23 protein-coding genes are annotated in these 12,810 nt (G+C 38.2%); 5 read left to right on the top strand and 18 right to left on the bottom strand.

The features are described 5' to 3' along the window. Positions 1-96: 96 nt before the first annotated feature. The 13 genes from B0183_RS03835 to B0183_RS12280 form a co-directional block, all read right to left on the bottom strand. Positions 97-360: a hypothetical protein gene (locus tag B0183_RS03835; protein WP_078208346.1), complete on the bottom strand. Its 264-nt coding sequence runs from the start codon at positions 358-360 to the stop codon at positions 97-99. Next, the gene (locus B0183_RS03830) at positions 329-973 is read right to left on the bottom strand and encodes an N-6 DNA methylase (protein WP_078208345.1); all 645 of its coding nucleotides are present in this window, start codon (positions 971-973) and stop codon (positions 329-331) included. Before B0183_RS03830 ends, B0183_RS03835 begins: the two co-directional genes overlap by 32 nt. A 1-nt stretch (position 974) precedes the next feature. After that, positions 975-1,757: a riboflavin synthase subunit alpha gene (locus B0183_RS03825; protein ID WP_078208344.1), complete on the bottom strand. Its 783-nt coding sequence runs from the start codon at positions 1,755-1,757 to the stop codon at positions 975-977. A 36-nt stretch (positions 1,758-1,793) separates the two neighbouring features. After that, a complete protein-coding gene (locus B0183_RS03820; protein WP_078208343.1) occupies positions 1,794-2,348 on the bottom strand; it encodes a hypothetical protein in 555 nt (184 codons plus the stop codon). A gap of 76 nt (positions 2,349-2,424) precedes the next feature. Then, positions 2,425-2,712, bottom strand: coding sequence for a DUF896 domain-containing protein (locus B0183_RS03815; RefSeq protein WP_078208342.1), 288 nt, complete (start codon positions 2,710-2,712; stop codon positions 2,425-2,427). 49 nt (positions 2,713-2,761) lie between these two features. After that, entirely contained in the window at positions 2,762-3,241 is a 480-nt protein-coding gene (gene ssb / locus B0183_RS03810; protein ID WP_078208341.1) for a single-stranded DNA-binding protein, read from the bottom strand. Further along, positions 3,241-3,900 carry a translocation protein TolB precursor gene (locus tag B0183_RS03805; RefSeq protein WP_078208356.1) on the bottom strand — a complete coding sequence of 220 codons (660 nt, stop codon included), beginning with the start codon at positions 3,898-3,900 and terminating at the stop codon, positions 3,241-3,243. Before B0183_RS03805 ends, ssb begins: the two co-directional genes overlap by 1 nt. 62 nt (positions 3,901-3,962) lie before the next feature. Continuing rightward, entirely contained in the window at positions 3,963-4,889 is a 927-nt protein-coding gene (locus tag B0183_RS03800) for a recombinase RecT (RefSeq protein ID WP_078208340.1), read from the bottom strand. Between the two features lie 17 nt (positions 4,890-4,906). Beyond that, entirely contained in the window at positions 4,907-5,134 is a 228-nt protein-coding gene (locus B0183_RS03795) for a hypothetical protein (RefSeq protein WP_021109604.1), read from the bottom strand. Beyond that, on the bottom strand, positions 5,124-5,720 hold the full coding sequence (locus B0183_RS03790; RefSeq protein ID WP_078208339.1) for a hypothetical protein: 597 nt from the start codon (positions 5,718-5,720) through the stop codon (positions 5,124-5,126). Before B0183_RS03790 ends, B0183_RS03795 begins: the two co-directional genes overlap by 11 nt. After that, entirely contained in the window at positions 5,717-6,037 is a 321-nt protein-coding gene (locus B0183_RS03785) for a hypothetical protein (RefSeq protein ID WP_078208338.1), read from the bottom strand. Before B0183_RS03785 ends, B0183_RS03790 begins: the two co-directional genes overlap by 4 nt. A gap of 80 nt (positions 6,038-6,117) precedes the next feature. Next, a complete protein-coding gene (locus B0183_RS12645; protein WP_078208337.1) occupies positions 6,118-6,921 on the bottom strand; it encodes an antA/AntB antirepressor family protein in 804 nt (267 codons plus the stop codon). Between the two features lie 306 nt (positions 6,922-7,227). Next, positions 7,228-7,380, bottom strand: a complete 153-nt coding sequence (locus B0183_RS12280) for a hypothetical protein (RefSeq protein WP_160148340.1) — start codon at positions 7,378-7,380, stop codon at positions 7,228-7,230. A gap of 81 nt (positions 7,381-7,461) precedes the next feature. Between B0183_RS12280 and B0183_RS03775 the strand changes: the two genes are divergently transcribed. Together B0183_RS03775 and B0183_RS03770 are read left to right on the top strand one after the other, a co-directional pair. Further along, the gene (locus B0183_RS03775; protein ID WP_078208336.1) at positions 7,462-7,923 is read left to right on the top strand and encodes a hypothetical protein; all 462 of its coding nucleotides are present in this window, start codon (positions 7,462-7,464) and stop codon (positions 7,921-7,923) included. Between the two features lie 100 nt (positions 7,924-8,023). After that, the gene (locus B0183_RS03770; protein WP_005715000.1) at positions 8,024-8,356 is read left to right on the top strand and encodes a hypothetical protein; all 333 of its coding nucleotides are present in this window, start codon (positions 8,024-8,026) and stop codon (positions 8,354-8,356) included. A 72-nt stretch (positions 8,357-8,428) separates the two neighbouring features. On the opposite strand, the gene B0183_RS03765 is transcribed toward B0183_RS03770, so the two are convergent. Continuing rightward, a complete protein-coding gene (locus B0183_RS03765; protein WP_042905667.1) occupies positions 8,429-9,070 on the bottom strand; it encodes a DUF3560 domain-containing protein in 642 nt (213 codons plus the stop codon). A gap of 203 nt (positions 9,071-9,273) precedes the next feature. On the opposite strand from B0183_RS03765, the gene B0183_RS12095 reads away from it, so the two are divergent. Further along, positions 9,274-9,474 (top strand): hypothetical protein, encoded by a 201-nt coding sequence (locus tag B0183_RS12095; protein WP_131826759.1) that lies wholly within the window; start codon positions 9,274-9,276, stop codon positions 9,472-9,474. On the opposite strand, the gene B0183_RS03760 is transcribed toward B0183_RS12095, so the two are convergent. Next, the gene (locus tag B0183_RS03760) at positions 9,416-9,631 is read right to left on the bottom strand and encodes a hypothetical protein (RefSeq protein ID WP_021110748.1); all 216 of its coding nucleotides are present in this window, start codon (positions 9,629-9,631) and stop codon (positions 9,416-9,418) included. The genes B0183_RS12095 and B0183_RS03760 overlap by 59 nt on opposite strands. 237 nt (positions 9,632-9,868) lie before the next feature. On the opposite strand from B0183_RS03760, the gene B0183_RS12275 reads away from it, so the two are divergent. Then, on the top strand, positions 9,869-10,015 hold the full coding sequence (locus B0183_RS12275; protein ID WP_021112693.1) for a hypothetical protein: 147 nt from the start codon (positions 9,869-9,871) through the stop codon (positions 10,013-10,015). Between the two features lie 365 nt (positions 10,016-10,380). Here B0183_RS12275 and B0183_RS03755 read toward each other — a convergent pair whose 3' ends face one another. The 3 genes from B0183_RS03755 to B0183_RS03745 all read right to left on the bottom strand — a co-directional run bounded on the left by B0183_RS03755 (position 10,381) and on the right by B0183_RS03745 (position 12,450). Then, positions 10,381-10,815 (bottom strand): hypothetical protein, encoded by a 435-nt coding sequence (locus tag B0183_RS03755; protein ID WP_042905669.1) that lies wholly within the window; start codon positions 10,813-10,815, stop codon positions 10,381-10,383. A gap of 9 nt (positions 10,816-10,824) precedes the next feature. Next, positions 10,825-11,712 (bottom strand): hypothetical protein, encoded by an 888-nt coding sequence (locus B0183_RS03750; RefSeq protein WP_075592708.1) that lies wholly within the window; start codon positions 11,710-11,712, stop codon positions 10,825-10,827. Between the two features lie 84 nt (positions 11,713-11,796). Next, positions 11,797-12,450 carry a LexA family protein gene (locus tag B0183_RS03745; protein ID WP_005714960.1) on the bottom strand — a complete coding sequence of 218 codons (654 nt, stop codon included), beginning with the start codon at positions 12,448-12,450 and terminating at the stop codon, positions 11,797-11,799. 135 nt (positions 12,451-12,585) lie between these two features. Here B0183_RS03745 and B0183_RS03740 point away from each other — a divergent pair, with 135 nt between their 5' ends. Continuing rightward, the gene (locus B0183_RS03740; protein ID WP_012621794.1) at positions 12,586-12,792 is read left to right on the top strand and encodes a helix-turn-helix transcriptional regulator; all 207 of its coding nucleotides are present in this window, start codon (positions 12,586-12,588) and stop codon (positions 12,790-12,792) included. Positions 12,793-12,810: the final 18 nt, after the last annotated feature.

Genomic DNA, 12,810 nt, shown 5'->3' with positions numbered 1-12,810 from the left:
GTTTTTGTTTGACTACACTTAATGTCAGTTTGATGATGCTGAGAATTAAGCATAAACACGTTAATGAAATCAACCAGCTCATCTGCCTAGTCCCCATTAAAAATTAAACCCTTGCCCGTGTGTTACGACTTTTTCGATTTCTTCGAAACGACGGACCTGAAATTGCTCAAACTCTAACGCTTTGGCTAGGCTTTCTGCTTTGGCTTTGATTTGTTCTAGTTCTTGCTGTTGCTTGAAATTCTGTGCGATAAGTTCTGAAACGTGTTCGTTTGCTCGAATAAGGGCAAGGGCTTGCCGTGAGCAGAGCGTTACATAATAATTTAACTGCTTACGCAGTTTGAAAGGATTGAGTGTTTTCATAACGGTTCCTTTGTAATAAATAGAGTGGGGTGTAGTAGGTATCTATTACGTTATTTGCAATAGGATTTGCGTGTTGAATGATGGCGGATATACCCAAGAGTGAAAGTTGCACATAGCACATCTGAACACTTTTTAAGTCGATATCTTGCGCAATAACGAGTAATTGTTGCTGCGGATTATAGCCTTGTGATTTTAATGTTTCGCAAAAGCTGATAATTAATGCACCGCTTCCACAAGTGGGTTCGTTTAGGGTGAAATAGCCTTTCTCACTTATTTCGTTTGGTGCAATAAGTATATTTGCCATCACTTGACCAGTAGAAATGGGCGTAAAACATTGTCCACGTTGTTTGTTGGCAATTTGTAGCTTCATATAGCATTGCCCTAACACATCTTGAGGTTCTTCTTCTAAAAGATTAAGAAGAATTTGTCCCAGCTGATGAAATTGATACATCTCATCATCGGTGTAGCGTGATTTAATGGAGAAGTATCTTTCATCACGATCTTGAAAGGGTTTGCTAATGGCACAAGCGCAGATTTCAACAAAGTCTTGAAACACTCTTAAATTGTCATGTTTACGCCCCATTGTTTGGATAATAGAGAGTAATTCATTCACATTAAATATTTTCCAAAAGCGCAGATAGTGCCGCAGGCTCTACTGCAAAATCCCAATACATTGTACTTGAGGCTCTTTTGTTGTCGGGATCTGAATTGATGTTTACTTGGGTTTTATTTTTAGGCAATATCTCTCTAGGGAGTAGGAGAATACGATAGCCACTCGGTGGGTCATCACTTTTTTCAACTTCATCATCTGAAGCAAAAAGGCAAAAGAAATCCGGTAAGTTATCAGGATCGTATCTTAAAGCATATTGCTTCGAGCCTCTAACTTTCCTAACCGATGAATACTTCACGTCAATCTCTTTGTTGTTTACAACAAAATCAAAACGAGGATTATTCATTTGATACTGCATATTCATATCAATAGCAGAAGGGACTAAACGTTTAAATTCATTCTCCGCCCAATCTCCTTTTAAACCGGTTTCTGCTCGCTCTTTATAACTCGCCCAGTTTGGGGATAAATTTAACTGTTCAAGGGTTTTTGCCACAATCCACACGGTCAAACCAACATCTTTTGTGATTTCTTTAAGGTCGCCATTGTGTTGATAATAACTATCCAAGACACGATATTGTGTTGTCTCCGTTTGTTTGATAAAACCGTGATACTTTAATGTAAGGTAAACGATGCCTGCCCGTAGATTTAAGGCGTCAGCAAATTTCGCTACATCCGCATAGGACCTATAATGTTCTTTTGCCGTTTTAAGCAACTGCTGTTCTTTGTCTTTATCTGCGATAATTCGTCTTTTTTGTGGTTGCAAATAAGGCTCAATATTTTCTGTCATTATTAACTCCATAAAAAAACTCACCTAGATAGCGAGTTAGTTAAGAATTCTACTTTGAGCAACTTCAATCAGCAGTTTGTATTCGTGATGAGTTTTGTCGTCGTGGACTTCTTTTGATTTTGATAAAAACTCGTCCACCGTGCCTGTAAAGCAACCACGAGTAACAATTAACCCAAATTTTCCATTAAAGACCGTAAGCGTTCCATTTTCTGAACCAACATTACTTGCCCAAAAAATCATTTTGCGTTCAGAGATAACTGCAAAAGATCTCACCCGAGCGTCACCGCTCACCCGAGCGTCACCGCTCACCCAAGCATCACCGTACACCCGAGCATCACCGTACACCCGAGCATCACCGTACACCCGAGCGTTACCGAACACCCGAGCGTTACCGTACACCATAGCATTATCGTACACCCAAGCATTACCGCTATGATCTAAATTCTTTTCGGTTTCGATATAACCGCCTAATTGGCCTGCTCCAACTAAACCAAATGTAATAAGTGCTTTAATTCGGTAGAGCGTTCTGCCGTGATGGTTTACTGTATCGTCTTTGAGTAGTTCGTATTTCTTTTGTGTTTGTTCTGTCATTGTTGATTTCCTTGCAATAAAAAACCGCCTGTATTGCTACAAGCGGTTGGTTTTCGTGAAAATTCAGTAAATTTAGCTAATATTCTCTACTAGTTTTGTATCTTTTTAGAGCTTCTAATAAATCCTTTAATTCTTCTTTTTCTTCATCATTTAAACCTTCTGCTCCATATTTTTTATAAAGCTCATCTATATTTGTTATTAGATATTCAAAATATTCAGGTTTATCCTGTGGTATTTCAGGATATAACCTCCAACCTTTGCGTATATCATTCAAATACCAGACTGTACCATCATCACATAAAGCAGAGATATTGGAACACTCTTCCATAGCACTTTCACAAATCTGGATAATCTTTCTTGTCATTTTCTCTCTCCAATCAAAACGCCCTCAAAACTAAGGGCGTTAATTAAACTCAAAACAGTATTTCATCATCAAAGTTATTTGCTGGCAGACGTTCATCATCAGCATAACCGTCCCATTCTTTTTGTTTTGTTTGTTGTTGCTGTTTTGGCTTACCCTGTGGTTCTTGTGCCCAGTTGTTGTTACTGTTACCACCTTGCGAACTACTGAGCATTTCGAGTTTGTCGGCGATAATTTCAGTGGTGTAGCGGTCTGTACCGTCTTGCGCTTGCCATTTGCGGGTACGAAGTTTCCCTTCAATGTAAACCTTAGAGCCTTTCTTTAGGTATTGCCCCATAATTTCGGCTAATTTCCTAAAAGCGATAATGCTGTGCCATTCGGTATTTTGCTTTTTCTCGCCCGTTTGTTTGTCGGTCCATTCTTCCGATGTGGCGACACTAATTTTAACGACGGGGTCACCGTTTGGCATTGTTCGCATTTCGGGGTCATTGCCGAGATTGCCGACTATAATTACTTTATTCACACCTGACATTACATATACTCCCGAATGATTTGTTGATAATAATTTTGTGCTGCTTCGAGCCTTTCTTGGATTTTGGCAATCACTTCTTCATCTCGCTTGATGGTGACGGTGGTAATTCGCTTGGATTGTGGAATTTGCTCTACAAGGTCGATTAACTTTTCGCTGTTGTCGTAGCTTGAGATTAAATCAAGTGGAGTGGGGAAGAGTACAAAGTCGATTTGTGCCTCTTCGCAATCCCAAAGCCACATATAACCTTGCATTTGGTAGTCATAACCTGCTTTTTTGGCTTTTTCTTCGGCTTCGTCTTGGAAAAAGGGGTGAGAGCCAATGTCCCACGAGCATTTAGTGTCAATAATGAGCTTGCGTGAGGGAACGTAAATATCGCATTCGCCAGTGATGAAGGCGTTTTCTCTGCGTTCAGTGTTCTTTTTAAGAACCAAGCCACGAGTAAAACCGCTTAATTTAATAGCTTGGTCTTCGAGCTGATTACCTTTTTCGGTGTACTTGTTGCCGTCAAAGGATTGGTAGCCGAACAAGTCAAATTTTGCAATTTCTCGGACTGCATTTTTGGCAGTATCGGAAATTTTGCCCGCATCTTTATCTGCTTTTGAGCGTGGCTCGCTCATTAGTTGGTGAAGTTGAGAGCAACGGACTTTTAGGTTATACATTTTTTCCATTGTGTTTCCTTTGGGTGATGATGGTGGATTAAACTTAATTTGATGGGTGTCAATCATTCCCTTTTATTTTCGAGCTCTTCTAAAATCGCATACTGCTCTTGGCTAAATTCGTTACCTTGATCGCATAGCTCTTGCAGAGTAACTTCTTTGTTGATGATGTTTTGCTTAAGCATTTGGAAACGCTCATCACTCACAATCGTGGAAAACTCTACATCAAGAATATCATCATCTTTTGGTGGTTGTTGTGTTTCTGCCACTCTTTGCTTATCGACTTCGTTTTCCATTTCAACAGCACGAGCAAGTTGTTCTTGCATTGGCATTTTGCTCAACACATATTTAGTCGCTTTGCCCATATACATTTCCAAATTCCACAGCGAATAAGGCGAGTAACTACCGTTTTTCTTGCTTGGGCTGACACCTGCAATTTGCTGAATTTTGCCGACATTAACGAATTTATGACTGATTTCACCGTCCTCTTTAGTGGAGACAAGCACGCCTCTCAAATGGCTTTCAACCCATTCTGGTAGGTGGTCTTGTTGGGCGTCTAAATTCGGAATATGCTTGACTGTGGTTTCAAAACCATCACTTGAGATTTCGAATTCATCACAATCATAGACGGGAGTGACATTTAATCGAATACCAGCTCTTTTGGCTAACAGTTGCCAGCCTTTATAGCCAATTTGAAATTCAGCATCTTTTTTATAGCGGACAATGTAGGCTAGACCCATATTTTTGTTGAGCGACAAGTCTAATTCTGCGGCTTGTAATCCTGATTTGACAATGCTTTCGGGAGAACAAGTGGCTAATGCACTATCTAAAGCTACATTGATGAGCGTGGCGGAAAATTTCTCTCGTTTCACTGGGTCGCCTAGCAGTTGCATAATGCGATTTTGAGTTGCCTGACCTGTGATGAGAGATTTTATTTTTGTTTGACGTACCGCAAGTGGATTTTTGTTTTTTTCATTTTGTTGTGTGTTCATTTTTAAAACTCCTTCAGTTAATAAATATCCCAAGTTTTCTCTTCTTTTCGTTCTAAATCAGATTGGAGTTGAGCTTCAATTGCTTTTTCCCAAGCGGTTGTGCCGACAAGGTGGTCACAAAGGACATCAAAACCTTGTTCTCGTAGCCATTTTTCGATGTTAGCTTCAATTTTGAAATACGCTTCATCGCTATCATATTCTCCACAATAGATTGCTATGTCTGTATCAATGTCATTACCGTACATTCTGTTGCTCCTGTGTTTTCTTAACCATTTCCGCTAATGCTCCGAACATCTGCGGTTCAAGTACAATCGTGTTGGCGTTAGCTCTTCTGTCTAGCATTAGGCGGACATTGCCGTTTTTATCTACGAGATAGCCATTTAAGCCGTAAGGGGTAAATGGTTTGCGTTTGGGCTGTGATGGCTTCGGCTCAGGCTCAACTTGTTCCGTCGGTGCTGTTTCAATCTCAACTTGTTCCGTCGGTGCTGTTTCAATCTCAACTTGTTCTGTCGGTGCTGTTTCAATCTCAACTTGTTCCGTCGGTGCTATTTGCTCAACCTGCTCTGCTTGGATAACTGTTACTTTTAGCCCAATTTTTTTAGCTTGCTCAATTACAATCGGGATATTCCCTTTGATTTCAGGGTAGTGAGGGATAGCTCTTTTGCCGACTAAGCCATTTTGACTGTTATATCTATCAATGGCTTTGTTTAAATTTCGGATAGCAAGAATTTCCGATGTCATTGGTACGCCTTGAAACTCTAGGTGTTTATCCACCCACATTTCACCGAAGTATTTTTTATTTGGGTTTTGTAAAATTTGAAGTTTGATCATCTTTTTGCTCCTACAATCAGTTTGTTAAGTTGGTTTTGGTTATGTTGTTTAATCAGCTTCACATCTTCACCTGTAACGTTATCAGGCGGTGGAAGGTGTAGGGCTAATGCGTTGTAATTCACTTCTTCAGGGGCGATTTCAGCTCGTTTGAAGTCATCTTCCGTCCAAATCTTTTCTGTTTGGAAGTAGCTTTCTACTGGCAGAGTAGAGACAGGTTCAGGCTCTTCACAGCCTGTTAAACTTCCACCTATCACAAAGGCGATAAGCAAGGCACAGAGTAGGTATTTCAGGTTGAATTTTTTAATAAGTGTGTTCATTTTTCATTCCTTTTGTTGAATTTTGGGTGTAGGAAGCCACCGCAGGCTTTCGGGGAAAGTGCGGTGGGGTTGGGTTTTGGTTAAAATCTTGCTAATCGTTGTTGATTAAGCTGTGGTAATGCTTGCTCAATAAAAGGATCAAGCCATACGTTAAATTCGTGTGCGATGTCGTAGGCTTTTCCTGCAATATCGTTTTTAACATAGCGAGAAATGCCCAAATCTTCGTACAGTTTACGGTGGAATACTTCTACTTCTTTTGCAAAGGCTCTTGCTCTTACAAGATATTTGGCAATTTGTTCTGCATCTAAACCTGCAATGGTGATGTCTTTTTTACTGCGGTTAATCGGGCGGTATTGATTGCCGAGTGTGTTTAAGAAGTTGATAACGTGTTCAAACATTGTTTGCGGTAGTTGGTCATACTTCGCTACGTTAAAAGTGCTTTTGAGCCGAGAGTAGATTTCTTGCCAGTGTAATCCTGTTCGATAGTGAGCCTGTTGTACCGCTTCCTGTATAGCTCGTTGTTGCTCAGGGGTAATTGTAAGCGGTACGATTTGTGTAGAATTTTGCGAATTTGCTTTACGTTCGCACTCAATGAAGTATTTGCGGATTTGTCGTCCTTTTTCGTTGCGTTCAACCATTGCGAGTTCTTTTCCCATATCAAGGGTGATGTGGTATTCCTTGCGTGGTCTGCCATTGGTGCGTTCGGTTACGATGATGTAATCTTCGTCTTGAATAAAGCCGTAGTCGGTGATGCGTTCTGCAATCCAATTAGCATATTGGCGTTTGCTTTCTAAGAATTGATGAAGCTCACGAGCGTTACAAAGTTGAATTTGGGTGTTTTGAATAGATCCGTTAAAAACAGGAATTAAGTTTGAATTTGTCATTTTGTAGTTCTCTAATTAAGTTTTTAAAACTCATCACGAACCACTGCAATAGTTGGTGATGAACTGAACAAGGTTTGCAGTAACCGCTAATTAGAGTAAACGGCAGATCCGAAGATCTCCTTATTCAGCTCATCATTGGACTTTTTAACAAATTTGTTAAAAAGGTAGATTTGCTGATTTTCAGCTATAAAAAAAGACGCTTTGAGCGTCTATCATTTTCACCGCTCTAATTAGTTCAGGAACTGCAATTCCCGACTTTCTGTTGAAAGTGGATATATCCTAAATCAAAGGGCGGTGGGTGTCAATTTATTTTCTATCTTCAATCGCTAAGAAAATTGCCATTAACATTGGGATAATAGCGTAGGTTGGATTTGTGTCCAAAAATGCACATATTATCACAGTCACAATAGCACTAAGGATATTCAGTGCTTTCCATAAATCCATATCTCTTAATTTCATTTTTCTGTTCCTATAAAAAAGCAATCTCCGAGTGCTAGAATAGTGGTGCTTAATCATTATTTTCACAACAAGGAGATTGCTATGTTTGATGCAAATGTTGTCACAGCAGTTTGTGCTGTGCTTGGGATTATCGGGGGATTTGTGGTTTGGGTTAATAATATCATTCAATCAAGAATGCCTGATGTTCATTTTACTGTTTCGCCAGTGTTATCTTCAAAGATTTATCGCATTACGCTTTATCCTAAGCGGATTAAGTTTGTTTATGTTCTTGAAGAAATTCAGTCGCTTAAGCCGTTATATACTCAATTTAAAGGTGTTGATATTCTTGGGCGTGGCAATATTGAGCTTGATGATGAACTTGATAAGAAGCATATTCATCAGGTTGTTCAGTCGTGCCATCAGAAAATCGATACGGAACCGTTTATTGAGTTTTTTGTTCATTTAAAAGACCATAATAAGCCTGTTTATCAGTTGCGGTTGTTGTTTAAATCTGAACATTTTCCGTTCCGTTGGGGTAAAAGAATAGTTATTCCTGTTGGGTAATGAATGGGGGTGGTTGTCAATCCCACAGACTGAAATCCCCTTGAGTTGTGCTAGAATGTAAGTGCTCAATTTATATTCATCAACAAAAGGAGATTTCAGTATGTGGGAAGCGTTGATTGCATCTCTTTTTTCTCTCTTAAAAGAACATTTCGACCATATTATTATGCGTATTACAACTTGGTGCTTATCGTTTATTCTTTGTTGGTTGTACTTGCCTTTAAGCTTTAAATACGGCTTAGAAGCACGTCCATTGCCAGCATTACCTTCTTATGCTCTTGTTTATTTATTCTATTTGACTGCTGCTACTGCATTCTGGCAAGGCTTTTTTATCTTCTTGGATATAATGGGGTTGATCATTGAAAAAATTGTTAAATGCAAAGCTATTCAACCACAAGCCAATAGGGTTAAGGTTGATAAGCAACAGGAGAAGTAAACATTTTTTTAAGGTCATTTTTATTCCTTACTTTATATAAAAATACCAGTTTATTTAGCGGGTGATTTTTCGTTAAGCCCAAAGCAATTCAGCCAATCGCACTTTTTCTTTAAATTCATTGACGGATTTTTTAGCGTACGTCAATGAATAAGAATGTTCTCGTTTTTCAGGGAATTTTTTTAGGTCCGAATGTTTGTCTTCTGCCTCTTTTAGCTTATGTTTGAAATACTCAAGACTTTCAGGCATGGATAGATCAATTTTTACAGCTCTTGATTCCCAATAGGCGATTTTATCGGCGTAGTTTTCGGCTTTTCGCATTTCTTCAACTGCAAGATCCATTCGACGGGCATTGCGTTCAATCAAAGCTCTGTGTCGTTTTTCGCTGTGATGTCCGATTTTTATTGGTTCAGCAAGACTTAAAAAGTCACGCCCCTCATTAGCCGCCTCACAATATTGATTACTGCGTTTCGCAGCGTTATCAGCATATTCTTGATAACGTTCCGCTTTCGCTGTGGCTCGAGCTTGACTATTCAACCCATCACAACGGACAAAAGAGTAAAAATAAAATCCACCTTGTTGTTTAACGAGGTTGTGTATTTCAACCTCTGTTTCATTGCCGTATTTACTTGTCACGGTAATAATTTCGTTCTTTTCGTGCTGCTCTTGGCATTTTGCTAAAAATACGTTTGGGCAGAACTTTGCATATGTATTCATTTTTTCACCTCAAAAAACGCCCACCCGTTACAGTGGGCTAACGGATCATCATTATGATTACGGGTGTTTTAAGTGCTTACCGCATACACTTTTGAATGGCGACTGTGATTTTTACCCTTGCCACAGTCAGCAAGTTCCTTATTGTTTCTCACAACATCAAGGAATATAATTCAATTTCTCACAACATAAATAGGGATTTAATTATGAGTAATTCTGAGTTCACTTTTGCAAACGCTGTACAAGTCGCAGCCATTCTTTTACGCAATGATATTGAAATTTATGATAAAGACGGCACTCATATTTCAGAAAATGTGGAGGCTCAGTCAGATTTAGCTTGTCGCCTTTTTATGTTGGCGAGCGGTCTTGTTGAGCAACATCAAGCTCGTTTTGGAAAGCCTGAGTGAGCCATTTTTTTAATTCAAAGTGCTTTTCAGCATTAATTTGCATTCTCTCAATAGCATCAATAGGTTCAAGTAGCTTTTCAATTTGATGTTGAATAGCGGTCTTTTGCATATTGATGTGGTCGTTTTGTGGAGGAGTAAAGGTAATACCTCTGTTCATTGTTATTCCGTTCACTGTTATGCTAATTTGGGCGTACATTGATGTCATTTTATACTCCTTAAAAAATTAATGAATGGTGCGTTGATTTGCTACGCTGGCTCAACGCTAAGTCTCGATAGCCATTTCGTTGAGTTCAACGAGATGGTCAGCCGTCTCTCCGAGCTGTCACGTTTTTAGCTAACGTTTGCTGTCTGTTGCTTTTTCATTGTTCACCAACTAAAAAACAGACCAAAAAATGTGGTTCTGTCCCCACTATCCGTTCCACTCACTGGCAAACTTGGCGATAGTGGGTTAGTCGTCACCTCAATGGTTCTGTTGCCAATCTGCCGTCACGGCAGTTTTTCACATAAGACTAAACGTTCAATCAGCCAGCGGGGCTTTTAATCCGCTAGTTTAAGCAACTGCACTTATTGACCGCTTGAGGTGTTTTTGTCTGAATTTTTAAAGAGCATTGAGCCGTAGCTCGTTTTGATGGGTGTATAATACACTATGTATTTTATAAGTAAATACTAAATGTATTATTTTTCGCAATAAAAAATACAAAATGTATTTAATTGATTGATTTTAAAGGAAAATAAATTTTGTGAAGTGTGTTTGATTGCTTGTTTTTTAATCATTTTCTTGGTGTCAGGAAGATGTTTTTGCAAAAAAATGATGGAATGCGACCGCTTGTGGTGAGTGTTAGGTGAGGATAATACTTGTAGAAGTGGGGTAGGGGATAAAAGAAAGCCGCCACGGGGGCGGTTTGACTATTTTAGATTTGTGAAGGTTAGAGTTAATCTTCTAAACATATCAGTCACAAGCATTATCATACTGTACATAAAAATAAAGGAGGTGAAGAGCAGTAGATAAATCAGTGATTCACCAGTTAGAAATGCCCCTATATAACTTAACAGCATTGAAATGCTAAAGCCTGTAATTAAGTATTTTAGGTGTTCCATTATTTCTGCATACATTCCATTTTCTCTCATTACTTTTATCAAGGAATGCTCAGTTATAGTAACCAATATAGCAATAATGGCAAAAATGAACCCAATCAATGTTGCCGATGATGTAAATAAATCACTTAGTAAATCTCTCAGTTCATCAGGTTTAAACTCTTTTAATACATCAAAATACCATAAAAGAAAATGCGTAATGCTACTAGCGATAAATGCAATTCTCTTCCAGTATTTTATATTCATACCAAGCTCCTAATCTTCTTTCCTTTCATCTAGGTAATTTTTTAGTGTAGCATCACGTTCCTTTCTAAGTGAACGGATTTCTTTAAAAATTTTTGTTAATTCTACTTCTTTTCTGGATGGGGCAGCAAGATAGAAGCGATCTTTTAGCACGTTATGTAGTAGGTCGATAGGCTCTTCCGCATCAAGCAAAGTGATTTTTAGTGTGCGTGTCTGGTCGTTTCCCAATAAGGTATTGACGGTGTCCCAAGTTTTTGTAAGAAGACCTTTTTTTGAGTAGTTAGACAATACGACTTTTTGTATGTTCACTCCAAGGTTAGCCATCTCATCAAATTGTTCTTGTACCCAAGGATCTTCTCCATCCCTAGGGGTTTTTCTTTTAGGTCTAGCTAACTTATACTCCACTTGCTTTAATAATGGTCGTTTTTTACCGTTAGCATATTCTTCAGCACCAATCTCTAACATAGAAATATTACTAAATTGATCGTTGTTTGATAGAAATTGCGTTAAATTAGTGAGATAAGCATTAAAATGTTTTATTTTTCCAAAAAGAGAACTATTTTGATATAATAGAATTTCTTCTTTATCTCCATAAAACAAGATGAAATAATTTCTCTCAATAATAGATTCATCTTCTTCTAAATTAATAAGTTCTTCTTTCCCTGTTGAACGATTTCCCTTGTATAAAATATCATCGCGATATGTTGTAAAATATCCTGAAATTGAATTATCAAATACTTCATTATCAGAATAAATACAAACTCTGCGAGCGTAGTTTCCAATGGGAACTACTGGCATTGAATCATTTTTAAAATGCTTAACAAGATCACGAAAATTATATTTTTCATATTTATTTGCATAGTAACGGATATTAAATGTATGTTTTTTTAGTTGAGACATTTATTATTTCCTTAATATAGTATAAAAGATACCTACTTAAACCACCAAACCACGTTTCTGTTACCCAATAAAATTCAACTGCTGCTACAAGTAGCTTCTATGCTCAACCGCCACACCTATAATACGAATATCTTGTTTCATTGAGCTAAGCGTTGGGAAATCTTGATTTAATGGCACTAGCTCAAAATGTGGATTGCCTGATGGTGATAATTCACCTAATTCACGATAACGTTTTAAAGTAGCTTCACCATTGCCATTTACTGCTGCAACAAAATCGCCAGGATGTGGGCGTTTTCTGACATCGATCAGCACTAAATCCCCTTCGCTGAATTTAGGCTCCATAGACATTCCTGACACTCGTAAGAAGAATGCATCTGGACCAGCATCAATTTCTGTGTCGATATAGTCATAGCCTTCTGAGTCTCTGAAATCATAAGTTTCTGTCCACATACCAGCTTGAATAGAGCTAACAAGAGGATAAGCTCGAGATTTTTTTACAGAAGTTGGGGTTATATTTGGATCGAAATCCTCAATAGTACCATCACCATTTAAGATAACCTTATTCACTCCTGTTAGATTTATCATTTGAGCAACTTCATTTACATTAGGCATTCTTCTTCCTGTAAGCCAATGACCAATAGCTCCCTGAGTCTTCCCCATTGATTCTGCAATATCATCTTGTCTTAGATTTTGCTCTTGCATTTTTTCACGTACATATTGGTTCCATTGTTTTTTCATACTACACCCACCTGAACAAAAATTAACTAATTATTACTTACCGTATTAAATATTCAAAATACAAAAAGTATTTTGTTTTTGACTTTATAAAATACCTTATGTATTATTAATGCATTTTTAATACAGGAGCTAAAAATGAACAGAATTTCTGAGTTCAGAAAAGCTGCCAACCTTACTCAAGTCGAAATCGCTAAATTGATCAATAAAACTCAAGGTGCTTTTGGTCATTACGAAACTGGCTTGAGAGAGCCGTCACTTAGTACAGCAAAAAAGATTGTGCGAGTACTTAATGAACACGGTGTTGCTTGTTCTTTAGACGACGTTTTTCCTGTTGGCAGTTAATTTACCCAAAGGAGTGTG

Source organism: Glaesserella parasuis, from assembly GCF_002015085.1.
GTDB classification, from domain to species: domain Bacteria; phylum Pseudomonadota; class Gammaproteobacteria; order Enterobacterales; family Pasteurellaceae; genus Glaesserella; species Glaesserella parasuis.
The sequence above is the reverse complement of the archived record's forward strand: the minus strand, read 5'-3'. Positions and strand labels throughout refer to the sequence as shown.

What these genes read in the sequence shown, in the direction of transcription:
- B0183_RS03800 (WP_078208340.1), bottom strand. Translation starts at nt 4,889, where the DNA reads ATGAACACACAACAAAATGAAAAAAACAAAAATCCACTTGCGGTACGT.
- B0183_RS03805 (WP_078208356.1), bottom strand. Translation starts at nt 3,900, where the DNA reads ATGTATAACCTAAAAGTCCGTTGCTCTCAACTTCACCAACTAATGAGC.
- B0183_RS12095 (WP_131826759.1), top strand. Translation starts at nt 9,274, where the DNA reads ATGAGTAATTCTGAGTTCACTTTTGCAAACGCTGTACAAGTCGCAGCC.
- B0183_RS03775 (WP_078208336.1), top strand. Translation starts at nt 7,462, where the DNA reads ATGTTTGATGCAAATGTTGTCACAGCAGTTTGTGCTGTGCTTGGGATT.
- B0183_RS03770 (WP_005715000.1), top strand. Translation starts at nt 8,024, where the DNA reads ATGTGGGAAGCGTTGATTGCATCTCTTTTTTCTCTCTTAAAAGAACAT.
- B0183_RS03740 (WP_012621794.1), top strand. Translation starts at nt 12,586, where the DNA reads ATGAACAGAATTTCTGAGTTCAGAAAAGCTGCCAACCTTACTCAAGTC.
- B0183_RS03795 (WP_021109604.1), bottom strand. Translation starts at nt 5,134, where the DNA reads ATGTACGGTAATGACATTGATACAGACATAGCAATCTATTGTGGAGAA.
- B0183_RS03815 (WP_078208342.1), bottom strand. Translation starts at nt 2,712, where the DNA reads ATGACAAGAAAGATTATCCAGATTTGTGAAAGTGCTATGGAAGAGTGT.
- B0183_RS03820 (WP_078208343.1), bottom strand. Translation starts at nt 2,348, where the DNA reads ATGACAGAACAAACACAAAAGAAATACGAACTACTCAAAGACGATACA.
- B0183_RS03790 (WP_078208339.1), bottom strand. Translation starts at nt 5,720, where the DNA reads ATGATCAAACTTCAAATTTTACAAAACCCAAATAAAAAATACTTCGGT.
- ssb (WP_078208341.1), bottom strand. Translation starts at nt 3,241, where the DNA reads ATGTCAGGTGTGAATAAAGTAATTATAGTCGGCAATCTCGGCAATGAC.
- B0183_RS03750 (WP_075592708.1), bottom strand. Translation starts at nt 11,712, where the DNA reads ATGTCTCAACTAAAAAAACATACATTTAATATCCGTTACTATGCAAAT.
- B0183_RS12280 (WP_160148340.1), bottom strand. Translation starts at nt 7,380, where the DNA reads ATGAAATTAAGAGATATGGATTTATGGAAAGCACTGAATATCCTTAGT.
- B0183_RS03760 (WP_021110748.1), bottom strand. Translation starts at nt 9,631, where the DNA reads ATGAACAGAGGTATTACCTTTACTCCTCCACAAAACGACCACATCAAT.
- B0183_RS03785 (WP_078208338.1), bottom strand. Translation starts at nt 6,037, where the DNA reads ATGAACACACTTATTAAAAAATTCAACCTGAAATACCTACTCTGTGCC.
- B0183_RS03745 (WP_005714960.1), bottom strand. Translation starts at nt 12,450, where the DNA reads ATGAAAAAACAATGGAACCAATATGTACGTGAAAAAATGCAAGAGCAA.
- B0183_RS03755 (WP_042905669.1), bottom strand. Translation starts at nt 10,815, where the DNA reads ATGAATATAAAATACTGGAAGAGAATTGCATTTATCGCTAGTAGCATT.
- B0183_RS03825 (WP_078208344.1), bottom strand. Translation starts at nt 1,757, where the DNA reads ATGACAGAAAATATTGAGCCTTATTTGCAACCACAAAAAAGACGAATT.
- B0183_RS12645 (WP_078208337.1), bottom strand. Translation starts at nt 6,921, where the DNA reads ATGACAAATTCAAACTTAATTCCTGTTTTTAACGGATCTATTCAAAAC.
- B0183_RS03835 (WP_078208346.1), bottom strand. Translation starts at nt 360, where the DNA reads ATGAAAACACTCAATCCTTTCAAACTGCGTAAGCAGTTAAATTATTAT.
- B0183_RS03765 (WP_042905667.1), bottom strand. Translation starts at nt 9,070, where the DNA reads ATGAATACATATGCAAAGTTCTGCCCAAACGTATTTTTAGCAAAATGC.